This window comes from Streptomyces sp. UF-297 (genome assembly GCF_058245575.1).
Genome location: NZ_JBSIBZ010000092.1, coordinates 1 through 13760, shown reverse-complemented (window position 1 = coordinate 13760; position 13760 = coordinate 1). Strand labels below are relative to the sequence as shown.

At 72.0% G+C, this 13760-nt stretch carries 15 protein-coding genes; 5 read left to right on the top strand and 10 right to left on the bottom strand.

The features are described 5' to 3' along the window. Positions 1–80 precede the first annotated feature (80 nt). The 10 genes from AC4IJH_RS35900 to AC4IJH_RS35855 all read right to left on the bottom strand — a co-directional run bounded on the left by AC4IJH_RS35900 (position 81) and on the right by AC4IJH_RS35855 (position 10863). The gene (locus tag AC4IJH_RS35900; protein ID WP_490856165.1) at positions 81–1664 is read right to left on the bottom strand and encodes a hypothetical protein; all 1584 of its coding nucleotides are present in this window, start codon (positions 1662–1664) and stop codon (positions 81–83) included. Positions 1665–1770: 106 nt separating this feature from the next. Beyond that, complete coding sequence (locus AC4IJH_RS35895) at positions 1771–2280, bottom strand: hypothetical protein (protein ID WP_490856164.1); 510 nt, start codon at positions 2278–2280, stop codon at positions 1771–1773. A 538-nt stretch (positions 2281–2818) separates the two neighbouring features. Then, positions 2819–3322 carry a DUF6233 domain-containing protein gene (locus AC4IJH_RS35890; RefSeq protein ID WP_490856163.1) on the bottom strand — a complete coding sequence of 168 codons (504 nt, stop codon included), beginning with the start codon at positions 3320–3322 and terminating at the stop codon, positions 2819–2821. 173 nt (positions 3323–3495) lie between these two features. Then, positions 3496–3831, bottom strand: coding sequence for an SH3 domain-containing protein (locus tag AC4IJH_RS35885; RefSeq protein ID WP_164343968.1), 336 nt, complete (start codon positions 3829–3831; stop codon positions 3496–3498). A gap of 827 nt (positions 3832–4658) precedes the next feature. Further along, positions 4659–4862, bottom strand: a complete 204-nt coding sequence (locus tag AC4IJH_RS35880) for a hypothetical protein (protein WP_366717416.1) — start codon at positions 4860–4862, stop codon at positions 4659–4661. Then, positions 4859–5329 carry a Pycsar system effector family protein gene (locus AC4IJH_RS35875; RefSeq protein WP_490856162.1) on the bottom strand — a complete coding sequence of 157 codons (471 nt, stop codon included), beginning with the start codon at positions 5327–5329 and terminating at the stop codon, positions 4859–4861. Before AC4IJH_RS35875 ends, AC4IJH_RS35880 begins: the two co-directional genes overlap by 4 nt. A gap of 221 nt (positions 5330–5550) precedes the next feature. Then, on the bottom strand, positions 5551–5949 hold the full coding sequence (locus AC4IJH_RS35870) for a MarR family transcriptional regulator (RefSeq protein ID WP_330269935.1): 399 nt from the start codon (positions 5947–5949) through the stop codon (positions 5551–5553). Continuing rightward, positions 5949–6419, bottom strand: a complete 471-nt coding sequence (locus AC4IJH_RS35865) for a transcriptional regulator (protein ID WP_330269934.1) — start codon at positions 6417–6419, stop codon at positions 5949–5951. The genes AC4IJH_RS35870 and AC4IJH_RS35865 overlap by 1 nt, the downstream gene beginning before the upstream one ends. Before the next feature lie 1362 nt (positions 6420–7781). Beyond that, the gene (locus AC4IJH_RS35860) at positions 7782–9467 is read right to left on the bottom strand and encodes a helix-turn-helix domain-containing protein (protein ID WP_490856161.1); all 1686 of its coding nucleotides are present in this window, start codon (positions 9465–9467) and stop codon (positions 7782–7784) included. A 598-nt stretch (positions 9468–10065) separates the two neighbouring features. Then, positions 10066–10863, bottom strand: coding sequence for a GntR family transcriptional regulator (locus AC4IJH_RS35855; protein ID WP_490856160.1), 798 nt, complete (start codon positions 10861–10863; stop codon positions 10066–10068). A 315-nt stretch (positions 10864–11178) separates the two neighbouring features. On the opposite strand from AC4IJH_RS35855, the gene AC4IJH_RS35850 reads away from it, so the two are divergent. From AC4IJH_RS35850 to AC4IJH_RS35830, 5 genes are read left to right on the top strand one after another with little or no spacing between them, the layout of a single operon-like run. After that, on the top strand, positions 11179–11493 hold the full coding sequence (locus AC4IJH_RS35850; protein WP_164343977.1) for a hypothetical protein: 315 nt from the start codon (positions 11179–11181) through the stop codon (positions 11491–11493). After that, positions 11490–11753, top strand: a complete 264-nt coding sequence (locus tag AC4IJH_RS35845) for a hypothetical protein (protein WP_330269929.1) — start codon at positions 11490–11492, stop codon at positions 11751–11753. Before AC4IJH_RS35850 ends, AC4IJH_RS35845 begins: the two co-directional genes overlap by 4 nt. After that, positions 11750–11926, top strand: coding sequence for a hypothetical protein (locus tag AC4IJH_RS35840; protein WP_203609654.1), 177 nt, complete (start codon positions 11750–11752; stop codon positions 11924–11926). Before AC4IJH_RS35845 ends, AC4IJH_RS35840 begins: the two co-directional genes overlap by 4 nt. Beyond that, the gene (locus AC4IJH_RS35835) at positions 11923–13455 is read left to right on the top strand and encodes a DUF2637 domain-containing protein (RefSeq protein ID WP_490856159.1); all 1533 of its coding nucleotides are present in this window, start codon (positions 11923–11925) and stop codon (positions 13453–13455) included. The genes AC4IJH_RS35840 and AC4IJH_RS35835 overlap by 4 nt, the downstream gene beginning before the upstream one ends. Next, on the top strand, positions 13452–13721 hold the full coding sequence (locus AC4IJH_RS35830; protein WP_490856158.1) for a hypothetical protein: 270 nt from the start codon (positions 13452–13454) through the stop codon (positions 13719–13721). Before AC4IJH_RS35835 ends, AC4IJH_RS35830 begins: the two co-directional genes overlap by 4 nt. Positions 13722–13760 lie beyond the last annotated feature (39 nt).

Below are 13760 nucleotides of genomic sequence, written 5' to 3'. Positions count from 1 at the left end.
GGTGCTGCGCAGCGGGGACGGCCCCGGCGGATCGGGCCCGCCCCTCCCATGTCACCGAATCGTTGACACCGGAATCCGGGTCAGATGCTGCGCCTGCGGACCGGGCCCGTCTGCGCGAGTGGGAGCAGATCGAGACGGCCGTCCGCCAGGAGACGGAACCCGGGATGCGGCTGGTCCAGCCGGTAGGCGGCCGCCTCCTCGGCGGGGCACGCAACGGCCACGGCGCCCCGGTCCTCGGTGACCCGCACCAGCCTGCCGAAGGGGTCGTATCCCGCGCGGGCCGCGCCGCGTTCGTCGTCCCACAGCGCTTCCCGCAGCTGGCGATCCGCCTCCTGGTGCTCCGTCTTGGGGCCGTACCAGGCCAGGGTCCGCACGTACTCGTCGAGCTGCGGATGCTCGGCGGCCGCCAGGCGCAGAGGCCAGCCGCCCAGCTCCCTGCCGACCGTCTGCACCGGGCTGGGCAGCATTTCGTCGTTCTCCGCCACCGCGGCGAGCAGTGCGGCGTGCTGCTCGCCGGGCAGGCCCTCCCGCCCGGCGAGCAGGACCGTGGCGCGGTGCAGACGGAGCCAGTGCCCCGCCGTGGAGCCGCCCGACTCGGCAGCGAACCGGCGAAGTTCCTCCACCGTCGCCGGGTCCAGCTGCGGCACGCACCGCTGCACAACATCACGGGCTTCGTCGCCGTAGACGCGCTCGTAGTAGTCGTGAGCCAGGAGCACGGCGTTGGCCGTTGTGGTGGCGGCGTCTGTCACCGTGGCCGTGTCCCGGGCCTGCCCGGCCTCGGCGAGCTCGGCGGCCCAGGCCCGGAGCACCTCGGTGTGCTTCAGGTGCGTCTCCAGCCCCATCGGGTCCCAGCCGACGACCACGGGCCGCTCCCCGCCGGCGTACCGGGCGACCACCTCGGGGGTATGCGTGCCCTCCGGGTAAATCTCGACCTCCTCGCCCACCAGATGGGCCAGGTGCGACAAGCGCGCCGGGATCACGTTGGACCCCGCGAACAGCTCCCCGCGCGGCTTGCGCCACCGATCGAGCAGGCGCGGGAGCGACCCGGGCAGCAGGAAGGACACGTACATCAGGGACTGCGGATCGCCGCAGGACAAGGGGTTCGGATTGCGCACCCCGAGCGCGAACACGAAGGTCCGGTACGCCTCTTCCCGGGTGAGCAGCCCGGCGGCCACCACCGATTCCATCACCCACTCGCCGTTGCCGGCCGACGTCGCGTACATCGTGGCGTTCTCCATGACGGACAGCAGGCACACGATCCGCTCGGCGCCGTCGACACGGCCCCGCCAGATGCGGACGTGGAACAGGTGCGGGTCGCCCGGCGACTGCGTCCACATGCGCGGCACCTCGACCACCCGGTCCACGACGCGCGGCAGGGGCTCCGGGAGCGCGGGCCAGTCCACCCACATCGGCACCGGCAGCCGCCGCACTCCTCCGGCGTGCTCCGCGAGGGCCTGCCCGCGCTGCGCGGCGTACAGCCGCACCATGCCCGGCACCCACAGCGCGTTGCGGGCCTCCCCGGCGTGGTAGCGCGGCGCGGGCTCCTCGCCCCGGCGCAGCCGTCGGCCGACCTCCGTCGGGGAGATCCCCAGGACCCTGGCGACCTGGTTCGCGTTCCACAGTTCCTCGGTCCCGCCCGCTGCACCCGGCGACGTGCCGTGCATCCCCTACCTCCGAAGTCAGGTGAAAGTCATCGCAGACTATCGGCGGGTGGTTACGCACGTAACCGAGTTGGCGAGTTCGGCGTCCAGGACCAGGTCGTGCGTCAGCTCAGCCGTACGTCGAGCGGCACAGATCAACGATGTTCTGCCCGACGCCGTTGCGGGCCGCAGCTCGGCACAGCGTCCGCATGTCGTAGCTCGCCGCCGGACTTGTCGCGCGCGGCCTCTCCCGGGGCGCCGGAGCCGCCGGGCGGCGGGGCGTGGCAGGAGCGGGACGGACCGCCCGGGGCCGAGGGGGCGGCGCGGCGGCTTCAGGGGGAGCGGCCCGGCGTACCGGGGACTTCGGGGCGGGCTTGGCGTGCTTGCGGCCGCGCGGCCTGCCGTCGTCCGTGCGCACCAGCGCCTCGCGCGCGGGTGCCTGGCTGGGCGGAGCGACGGACGCCGGGGCGGGTGCTGCGGCGGTCGTCGCCGGTGCCGCCGGTGGCCGGGCCGGGCGGCCGTCGTCCCGCACGCTGACGCACGCCGTGGCGGCGAGCAGGACCAGAGGGACCAGCAGGGCGGCACGGCGGAGCATGGTGCCCACCGTGGCGCAGTCGGCGCGGCGCGGCGGCACCGACACGATCACCTCCACCAGGACGGGTGATGTCCGGCGAGGCCGGAGCCACTTGACCGGCGCTGTTCAGGCCCGCCGCAGACACGACTGCGGCACCTGACCTCCTGGCACGATCCTCCACAGGTGCCCCTCTCCGCCGCACGCGCGGTAGGCCGGCCCGGAGTCCGTCCGCGCCACGGCGACGATGCAGGACCGGACCCGATCCCCCTTCCGGAGGTGGTGGTGCACGGGGGAGGACATGGTGGCCACCGGCCCCTCCGGCCGCCGCACGGCGACCCGCTGCCGGGCGATCCAGTAGGTGGTGCATGGCTGGGCCGATGCCACCGTTCCCACCCCGGGTGCCGTCGGGGCAGCGGCTGCATCCGACGCGGTCGGCACCAGCAGAGCCGCGAGGGTGGCCGCCACCGTCACGGCCGCTGTGGTCCATCGTCGTCCTGTCATGCCCGGCAAACCCCGGCCTGACAGGCACAGTTACGCGGTCGCCGTGAAGATCACCCGGCCGGGAGCGGGTCCCCGCGGCACCCCGGGCCCGTGTGTCCGAGGATCATGTGGGGTCCATCAGCGGGCCGAGTGCGACGGCCGCGCCGCACTCCTTGCAGGCCACCGCCCCGACCGTCGACCGCAGGACGTCGAGCGCCTCGGAGACGTCCAGCTCGTCACCGCCGTCGGGCGCATCGGCGCAGTCCCACAGGTGCACGACGACCGCGGCGGGGCGTCCCTCGCGGGGTCGGAGCCGTTGCACCTTCCATGCCCACCGGCCGGTCTCCGGGGCCGGGTCCGGCTCCTGCTGCGGCAGTGGGTAGGTGGGCACGTCGTCGTACGACACCCCGTCCGGTCGGCCGACCACCTCGGGCGGAAGCCACACCCGGTACTCCCGCGCCTCGACCCGCTCGGTTACCGAGTCCGTGGCCCACATGGGCAGCCCCACCAGGTACATCCATCCGCCCAGCGGCCAGCATCGCCGCTCATGGAGCTGACCCACGAGGTCCTGGCCGTCCGGCAGCCTCACCCGGATCGGGGGCAGGGACGCGCCGCCGGAAGTGGCCATGCCGCCACCGTACGGGACCCGGCAGCGCAGACCTGAGGCACAGGTCGCCGGAGCAATCGAGGACGGCCAGCGCGCGCGTTCCGCTGCCTGCCAGGCAGCGCGAAGGCCCGGCAGTGTCACCGGAAAGTTGACACTGCCGGGCCCGTGGACCCCGGCGCCCGTGCGCCAGGAGATCAGTGGAGGTACTTGCTGGCCACCCAGCCCGTACGGCCGTCGAGCGGGCCGTTGAGCACGTAGACCCGCATCCACCCGGCCTTCTTGGCCTTGCACTTGACCTCGACGCCGTCGCCCTCGTGCAGGAGGCCGAGCGAGGAGTAGTTCGTTCCCGGGCCGGACCGGAGCTTGAGGTTGGTGGTGGGGTAGGTCCACCAGTAGCCGGCCGGGTACGTCTTCCCGCAGGCGGAGGTGCCGACGACGGACGCCTTGACCGGGGCGGCCTGGGCGGTGCCCGCGAGCGCCGGCACCGTCAGCGTGGCGGCGGCCAAGGCGGTGAGCAGTGCTTTACGCATGATCCCCCTAGTTCCATGATCATGTTTGGTCCCGGGCACCGTACCCACCGTCAGCCCCCGTTCCGCAAACAGGTTTTGACGTCGTGTTGACGCACTCCTCGAAGCCACAGAAGCCTCAGACGCCCCTGTGAGCGCACGGCAGCGCGTGCGGCGCGGAATCGGGCACGGAAGCCCTGAACGCGCCCCAGGGCCCGCGCCAGGCCCCTTCTCGGCCGTCCTGCGGTCCGAGGAAGCCCCGCTACCTGCACCGATGCGGCGCCCTGCTTCTTCAGTCGCCGCGCGAAGCGCGTCCTTTCTACCCCTTCCACGGACCCGCACCCGGCAGCGGCGGGTCGGGGGAGCACGGATGAGAAGCCGAGCGGATGGGTGGGGCGGGGCCTGCCGGGCCCGTACGGCGCGGAGAGGGCCCGGGAACCGCAACCCTGGCCCCGCCCCACCCATCCGCCCCTCTTTCGCGCGCCCGCGGCGCGCACTCTCACCTCTGGGGGATAATTAGTCCTCGCGCTCTTGAGGATCGCCCTGGGCTCCGCTCCGCGTGAGGGTGCCGCGCCGTGGGCGAGGGCCCAGCCCGGTGCCCACCGGTCCTGTCCGCTCCGCTCCGCACGGCGACGCCGCTACTACGTCGCGGGGGCTCGTTGCGGCACGTCAGCCCGGGTGTCCCGAGGGGGAGTGGGCCCAGTAGGGCCCACGGAGCCGAGGGAGAGAAGCGGTCGCGGGGGACTCATTATCCCCGCGACCTTATGCAGGGCTCTGGCGAGGCCGTACGGCGGGCACGCCGAAGGCCCGCCTCCCGTGGATTCGGGGAGACGGGCCTTCGGGTCTGGCAGTCAGGGACGGCCAGAGCTCTCGGGGCTACTGGGCGAACCGGCCACGCGGCGCCGGCGGTGCTCGTCGAGCAGCTCGTCGATCTCCTGGTGGAGCTGGTCCTCGATGTGCTTCGGCCCGGTGGCCGCGTACGCCCTGGCCCACCGGGCGAGGGCCACCAGCGAGAGCTCCATCTGCGCGGTCGCCATGTGGTCGTAGCGGCTCATGACGCCAGCGCCGCGAACAGCGCGACGCTCAGGACGGCGGCCGCCGCCACCGTGAGGTCGACGGCGACGCGGACCAGGCGGTGCTTGTCCCGCGCGATCTGGGACAGCGCGATCGTCTGCTCGGCCCGCCGGTCGTGGACCAGCTCCTCCACCAGGGCCTCCGGGGTCAGTGTCGCCCAGTGCAGGAACGAGCCCCGGGTCGACTTCCCGAACCGGGAGCGGATCACCAGAAGCACCGTGACCATCGCCGCCGCGTTCAGCGTCACGCCCAGGCCGACCAGGACCGCGGCCGTGCCGGAGAGGTCCGCGTTCGGCAGCACCCCCAGCAGGATCGCGGCCATGACGCTGGACGCCGTGAGCATCGCGCCGGCCTTGCCGTCGTTGCGTGCCACCTCGGCGGCCGCGGCCGCCTGAGCCTTCTCCAGCGGATCGACCGCACTCCCCGTACGGCCCACGCTCGCCTGCATCGCATCCTCCTGCGGTTCGGGTTCCGAGTGAATGCCGGTCAGGGAGCCACCCCCTTCCAGCATTGAGAACAATACCAGCTTTCAACCCGACAGGAAAGGGACTGTTGGCTGCAACCAACAGGAGGCGTGGCCACGCGGCGCCTCGTTGGCTCCAGCCAACACCCGCAGACGGCGAAGGCCCGCGCCCCGATTCCGGGCGCGGGCCTTGAAGCTCAGGTACGTCAGTCGATCGGCGTGGGCACCGGGAGATGCCGGACAGTTGCGAGCGGCCGGTCCTCCTTCTCCAGCCGAGCGCCGTTCTTGTCGATTTCGAGGGCCCCATACACGGCCGGGCCGACCCGGTAGGTCTGGACTCCGACGATGCGCCCCGCGGGCTCAAGCCACCCCTCCGCGAGGAGCGCGTTAACCGCCCGGGAGGTCGCCGAGGTGCTCATCTGGAGCCTCCCGCCGATCGCGGAAGCCGACTCCTCGACGCGGTGACCCAGGGGAGCCCCGCTGGCGACGTACATCAGGATCTTGGTCGCAGCAGGAGGCAGGGCACCGGACTTGCACAGCAGCTCGTGGAGCTGTTCGCGGTCCAGCCAGTGCTCGACGTCGAACTGCTCAGCCGGCGAGCTCATCACTTGCCCTCCTTTGAAGGCCGCGACTTGGAAGCGGACTCCGGCGTAGGTGCCGGGATTACAGGATGCCTCATATCCGCCACCGCCTTCACCTGGTCCTCGGCCGATCCGTCGTAGCCGAATCGCCCGTTCAGCCGGTAGAGCTGCACCCTGGCCATGGTTCCGGCCTCCAACAGGAAGCCGCCCGCGTGGAGCTTCTTGATCGACTTCGAGACCTGCCGGGGGTTCATCCCGAGGTCCTGGCCGATCTCGTCGAAGGTCTTCTCCAACCGTGCGGCCTTCTCGCCCGAGTTGAAGATGTAGTAGCCCAGGACGTCCCGGTCGTTGCGGTCGTACCCGGAGTCCTTCCGCCAGACCGCCGCCCCCATCTCCTTGGAGACGTTCATGTGACGGCCACGCCAGCTGTACCGGACCGGGGCCTTCTTGGGTTGCTCGTCCTCAAAGCCCGGCAGCATGTCGACGTGCATCATCTCGCCAGTCTCGCGAACCACTCCGGTGCGCCTTGCCATAGCCTCCCACCTCGGGTTTTCCCATGTACGGGAACCAGTGGGCGCCACCTTACACACCCTTCCCGGAATCGGGAAACGCCCCCCCGGGGGTCCGGCGTGTCGAGGTCGATCCGACCGTTTCCCGATATCGGGAAGGGTGGTGCAGATACTTACATTCGTCTGTCGGGAAACGTACAGATCAAAACGCTCTGACCTGCGGAAACGATCTTCGCCTCTAACTACGTAGTAGACGTCCGCGGGCGACGTGCGGCACGGAGGCGCCTTCGGCGCGTTCACCCGCACCGGCCCGTCGGACAGCATCACCGTTGACGGGGGCCTGGGCGAGGATGCGGCTGCGCCGCGCACCGAAAAGCAGCGCGATCCCGATCCAACTCCCTTCCTGCCAGCCGCTTCTCAGTACCAGGGCACCAGGGTTCGACGGGTGGCGGGCGGCCACGTAAACCGCCCACCGATGCCGTGCCCCGGTCCTGCTGCACCTGTTCGACGACGTGAAGTTCCTCCGGCCTCGATGTCCACCTCAGCCCGTGACCGGAACCCCGACCGGTCCGAGGGCAGCGTTCAACCTCAGCGATGCCGGCACCACAACGGCGGCCGACCACCAACTCCGGGGGCAACTGCCCAGGGAGGGCCCCCAGGGCCCGAGCGGTCAAGCGCGCAGGCCGCGGAGCGAAGCGGAGTGGCCGAGCACTTGAGGGCAGGCGGCAGTGGCTGGTCCAGCGCAGCCGAAAGGCGCTGGTGGGGGGTCCGGGGGGAGGCGCCCCCCGGCGATGGGCGGTCCAGCGCGCCCTGGGCGCTGGCGAGGGGTCTGGGGGCGAGGAGCCCCCAGTACCGGCCCGTTCGGGCCGGTGCACCACGGCATCCCTGAGCGGTTTACGTGGCGGCCCGCCACCCGACTGCGGGTTGTGAGGGGTTCTAAAAAGCGGCTGGCTACGGGAGGGGGGTGGGTGGCGTCGGCGCAGGACTCCGGCATCGGGTCCGACGTCGGGCTGACCGCCGTACCGTCCCCGTCGCGAATGCGGCAGCGTGAGCGGACCGGTCTGCCCGGCCGGGGCGGAGGGGGAGCAGCTGCTGCCGCGGTGTGGCCGACGTGGTGAAGCCGCTCCGCTCAGTGCGGGTGCGTGGGGGTTGCTCGTTCGGCTGAGGCTGATGGACCTGATCGGCGCGTGCGCCGTTGATCGCGGCGAAGCCGCCTGTCCTGGCCCGGCCGCTTGATCGGGTGAGGTTCCAGGCGCGCCTGGGTGGGCGGGACGCGCCGAAGGCGCCTGGTGCTGCACATGACTCGGCCCCCGCGAGGAGGTTCCTCCGGGGGCCGAGTGGCGCGGTTCAGCTGGTGTGCGCGGGTTCCTTCTGGACGAGCACCGTCCTGCACCGGGTGCACAGCCCGTCGAAGCCGACGGCCGGGCGGTCCCAGGGGCAGCCGGTTCGGTCGTGGCCGGGGCAGCGGTCGCCCTGCCAGTGGGCCTGAGCTGGGATGCCGACTTCGGGCACGGGGTCGGGGCGGTCGGCAGGTGCAGCAAGAGCCACCTGTTCGACGCCACGTTCGCGGAGCCGCTTCTGTTCGCGGGCGAAGCCGTCGGCAGCGACCCGGGCGGCGAGGGCCTGGCCCAGCGCGTCGGCGCCCTGGGCGGCCGCCGCCTTCCGGGCCTGCTCGACGCCCTCGGTCACGTAGGCGAAGAACGCTGCTGCGGCCTGGTCGTCACCGGCGCTCAGTGCGCGGTGGTCGGCCAGGGCCTGCTCGACGAAGTCGGCCGCGTCGCGCTCGGTCGAGGCGATGGCCCGGGTGCAGTCCTCGCACGGCTGGCCGGCGGTGCCGCGGTCGAGCTGGCAGTGCGGGCAGGCCCGGCGGCGAGCTTCGGCTTCCTTCTCCGCGGCCGCAGCCTTCCGCTCGCGCTCCCGGTCGGCCCGGTAGTTCTTCTCCCGCTCGATGCAGGCCCGGCACGGGGCGCCGTCGTCGAGCTCGCCGTCCTCGCACCGAGGATCGGGGCACGGGCCCGGCTTGAGCATGGCGACGGTCGCACCGACCGGGCTAGTCAGCCTGCCTGCCGCGTGGTGCTTGGTGTAGCCGTGCGTCACCCAGCGGCGGGCGACCCGGGCGCCGAGCCTGCGGGCCTGGTCGAGACCGCCCCCGGCCAGCTGCTCCTCGATCGCCTTGATCACGGTCTTGGGCCGGTCCGTGCGGGCCTTGCTGACCAGGGCCTCCCGCAGTGCGTCGGGGAACGCCTCCAGGACCATCTGGACCTGCGGGGTGACCAGGACTTCCCTGCCCGAGCGAGCCGACTTCCCGTTCGGCGCCTCGGCGCCGCTGGCCGCGGCGGAGCCGCTCGACGTCCCGCGCGCGCTACTACCGGTAGAGGGCCTACGGCCGTCACCAGCGCTACGCGCTGAAGGCGCTGTCTGTGGTTGATGTTGGTCTGGTTGATGTTGGTCTGGTTTTGCACCCCCATTTTCGGGGGCACCGGCGCCGCCATTTTCAGGGGTTCCCGTCCCCCCGTTTTTGGGGGTACCGGCCCCACTATTTTTAGGGGTGCCGGACTGACCTGCGGTTTCGTCCGGGTTCGCGGCCTCGAAGGCAGCTGTGTCGGCGGACTCGGCCGCCGCGGCCGCAGCCAGGCGCTCCTTGCGCCGGGCCAGCCATTCCTGCCGGGTGCGGGGGCCGGTGTAGTCCTTCGGCGGGTGGAACCGGACGTCGTAGACGTACCGGCGGCGCATCCCGTTCGCGTAGCGCTTCTCCTTGATGACGACGGCGCCGATGGACTGGAGGGCCTCGCGGTACGGCTTGAGCTGGTCCGGGTTCTTGATGCGCATCGCGTCGGCCAGCTCGGGGCCGGCGGGCCAGACACGGTTGTCCGGGCGGTCGTGGTTCACGCAGCTGGCGAGCACCGTCCAGAACTCGCGCTGAGCTGGCTTGAGGTCGGAGTACGTGATCCACTCGGGGACCATCGTGAACGCGGGCGGCGCGTCGGAGCTGTAGACCTCGTGCTCGTCGTCGAAAACGGGGTCGTCGCTCATGCGGCCGCTCCATGGTCGGAGTGGACGGGATGAACGGGCGGGTGGTGCTGGAGTGGCACGAGTGCTTCCCTTGGGTGCGTTTTGGGGGAGCCTCGTTGGCCAGATAGTGGGCAAGCGGCGTGATCAACGTGTTGCTGCTGCACGACCGCGTCTATCCTGGCGCTGCCGGCGTGTGGGCAACACACCGGCACGAGGCCCCACCCGGTGGGTGTGGGCGTGCCCCTTCGGGGGCGAAGACTCTGGGCGAGTCGAACTTTGGTGGCCGTTCCGTTCGCGGGGCGGCCACCAGGCTTTTCAGGCGGGGGGAGCGGGACGGCGACGGCGGCCGAGACCGGTTGGTCGTTTCCGGTTCAGCGCGGCGCTGCTCGAAGGTTGCTGCGGCGGTATCGCTCGAACCCGTACGCTCACGAAAGCGCACCTCCCCGTGACTAAAGGTGCGGCCGCGTCGCCGGGAGGCACCCCGGCTGCGGACCGGCAGGCCCCTTCGGGGGCCTGTTGCGTTTGGGGACGATGGGAATATCCCGGCCCCCGTGGATCTATCCGACCACACGCACCGTAACGGGTGTGTCGCTGGGTGCGTGAAGCCATTTGGCGCGGGTCACACCCCCGCGGAGGCCGCCGGGGCGACGGGCCAGCGGGCGGTGCGGTCGCGCCGCAGCTTGGTGACGAACTCGACGCGGTCCCCCGGGATGACTTGTACGGACACCTCGGCGGCCTGGCCGGTTCGGTGGGACGTGCCGACGGTGACCACCTCGAAGACCCACATGGCGGCGGGGATCTCCAGCTGCTTGGCCTCCTCGCGGGAGGACGGCCGGATCGTCGTCCGTTCCTCCCACTCCAGGGGGCCGTGCCCGGCTTCCTCGATCCGGTCGAGGTAGGTCCCGGGGGTGGCGCCCGGCTCGCCCAGCTGTGGTGTCTCCGCCAGGAGGTCGGGGTGAATCCACGCGTCGGTGATCTGGAACGGGCTCTGGCCGGCCGGGGAGGTGATCCACCGCTGGCGTAGGGCCCGAGTGCCCGGGGCGATGCCGAGGCGCTCGGCGACCGGGGCCGGTGCGGGCATGGTCGAGGCGGCCGGTCGGCCGTGGGTGACCCACGGTTCATCCGGCGCGGAGGCTGCGGGGAAGACGTATCCCCGCGCGGGGTCCCGGCGCACGACGCTGCCCCGGGCCACCTGGCGACGCTCGCCGGGGTCGCGGACGACCAGGCCCTTCTTCTTGACCGGGCGTACGAGCCCCTCGGCTTGCAGCCGGTTCAGGGCCTCGCGGAGCGTTGCCCTGCTGGCCTTGTATCCGAGGGTGAGCTGGTCATAGCCGGGGAGTGTGCTCTCTGCGGGGAACTCCCCTGTGCTGATGCGCTCGCGTAGGTCATCAGCGATCTCTTCGTAGCGGGTCGCCACTTTGGCGGCTCCTTTCCTTCTGCCCCTATGTATATCGCAACTGTTCCCCGCTGACGAGCCCTCCGAGCTGCATTAGTTCCGGAACTGTTGACATCCGGCGCGATGATCGGCAGGCTATGAGTGCTGGAACTGTTCGAGCCCTGCACGGGTCTCGGGCGGGGGCGGTGGATCGTCGTCCTGGCCCCGCGAACGCGGGCCGGCGCCGGAGATCCCTTGCCGAACCGGCGTAAGACTGGTATTGTTGTCCATGTTGGAAGGGGTTGGCCCCCCGACCGGCATCACCACTCGAAACCCGCAGAGAAAGGCGGCACTGCCGTGTCCGTTTCCGAAATCCCCGCACGCCCCTCGTACGGGGTCGCGCTGCACGCGCTGTCCACGCTGACCGGACAGCCGGAACACTTCTTCCTCGGCCGCCCGGAGGGCTCCAGCCGCACCCGCAGCGCGAACCTGGAGTTCGTCGCCATGCTGCTGCTGGACCTGGACGACACCGACGCCCTCACCGCCCGCCGCCGCACCACCCCCCGCCCGGAGCTGCTCGCCGTCGTCGACGAGCTGGAGCACGCCGAGGACGTCACCGCCGGCCCCGGCCTGGCCGACGACGACGAGTTCGCCGGGGGGTGGGCCGCGTGAAGATCGACGCCCGCACCATCGAGGCCGTCAACGCCTTCATCCGCCTGTTCCTCGTCCGCGTCGACGAGCTGCACCCCGGCCTGTTCGTCCTGGTCGTCCCGCTGTTCGTGATCGTCGTCGGCGCGGCCGCGGCCGCCGTCATCGTCGTCGCGGCCGCCGTCACCCTGGTCGCCGGAGCGATCGGTGTGATCCTCCTGGCCCGCCGCGGGATCGCCGCCGCCCACGCCTACAGCACCACCCCCAGGCCGGTGACGCAGTGAGGGCCCGCTGCACGCTCCCGCTGACCCGCGCCGCGCTGGACGCCCACCACCTGGCCGACCGCGACGAGGCCCACGAGCTGGGCAAGTGCACGCAGGTCCTGGCCTCCCAGAAGCCGACCGGAACCCCCGTACGAGCCGACGCCCCCCGCGCTCAGGAGATCGCCACCCGATGAGCATCACCGCACCACGCACCCAGACCGACCCCGAGACCGACGAGACCCCGCTGATGTCCCGCACCGAGCGGCGCCAGGTCGGCCGAGCGGCCGCCCGGAAGGCCGGAGCCGAGGCCAAAGTCTCCGAGGTCGAGGCCGACAAGGCCGAACAGCTCGCCAGCCTCGACGTCGAGGAGCGCAGCCTCACCGTCGAGCAGAAGCGCGACAAGCTCAAGCAGCAGCGCCGCCAGGCGCAGCGTGCCGAGAAGGCGCGCATCCGCAAGGAAGCGGTGCAGAAGTGGAAGGGCCGCGGCAGGGCCGTCGTGCAGGCCCTGCCCGTGATCGTGGCCGTCGCCGCCGTCGCGGCGCTGATCGTCGCGTCCGTCTGGATCGCGTGGCCGGCCCAGGCCGAGGCCATGCGCCAGGACCTGGGAGAGCGGTCCTGGATCGTCCCGGGCGTGGTCGAGGGCCTGACGTGGACCTTCGCGGCCCTGACCATCCTGGCCGTCCGGCGCGGGGCGCCCGCGGGCCGCTACCGGGCAGGCACGGCCGTGTCCGCCCTGATCGCGGCCAGCCTCAACCTGTTCCACTCGCCCAGCGAGAGCGCGGGACAGGTCAACGCCCTGGCGTCGCTCGCCGGTGTGATCGCCTTCGAGGCCGTGGTCTCCCTGCTCCAGCACACCCAGAGCGGCCGTACCGCCGCCGAGGTCCGCGAGCAGCTCGCCCGGTGGATCGCCCACCCGCTGGTGTCGCTGACCGCCTGGCGCATCCGGGCGCCGTACCGCAAGAAGATCACGGTGCAGGCGGCATGGGATCAGGCGTGGGAGTCGCACCACGGCGGAACGCCGGGGACGACGGCCGCGCGGGTGCGCCGGCAGCGCCGGGCCGAGTTCCGCATGGAGCGGGCCCGGACCACGACCAGCCGCCGCCGGGTGCGCGAGCTGAAGCGTTCCGCGCAGACCATCGCCGTCGAGGCGGAGGTCGCCGAGCGTTCCGCCGAGCTCGCCCAGGCCCGCGCCGACGAGGCCCGCGCCCTGGCCGAGGAGTTCCGCAGCCGGGCCGTCAAGGAGGAGGAGAAGGCCGCCGCCCGGCTCAGTTCCCAGAAGTACCGCAGCCTGCCGTTCATCGGTGGCGAGTGGGTTCCCGTGACCGTTCCGGCCACCCGTTCCGGCGAGGCCGCGAAGCGTTCCGAGGGCCCGGAAATTCAGTTCCCGCAAGGGGAGTCGGCCCCTTCGGCCCCGGCGGGGAACGGATCGGCGGACGGGTCGGAACGCGACCTGAGCGAGCACCTGAAGGCCGCGTTCCCGATCGCGCGGGAACTGGCGTACGCCGCCGCGAAGGACAAGCGCAAGCGGACCGGGAACGGCTTCTTCTCCCCGTACGTGCTCGCGGAACGCGTCGGCATCCGGCGCAAGGACGGCCCCGCGCTCGTGGCCCTGCTGGAGGCCGAGCCCGGGTTCGCCGAGGCGATGGCCCAGGAGATCGAGAAGGCCCAGCGCGAGAACGCCCAGGACGACCAGAGCGACAAGACCGAGGAGATCAGCGCATGAGCGGAACGCCCCAGAAGTCCGGCAGCCTGCCGCCCCTGCTGATCCTGGCGGCCCCCGCCGGGATCACCACCCTGTGGGTCATGCCCGTGCACTACGGGTGGGACGGCCGGGACACGGCCATCGCCGCGGCGGTCGTCTTCCTCGCGGTCCTGGCCCTGCCCCGGGTGCCGGGGGTCCTGGCCGGCGCGGCCAAGACGGCGGCCAAGGCCACGAAGCGCAAGGCCAAGAACAAGAAGGACGGCAAGGACGACAGCAAGAAGAAGTAGCCCGGCCCCCAGCCGGGGGGGGGGGGGGGGGGGGGGGCG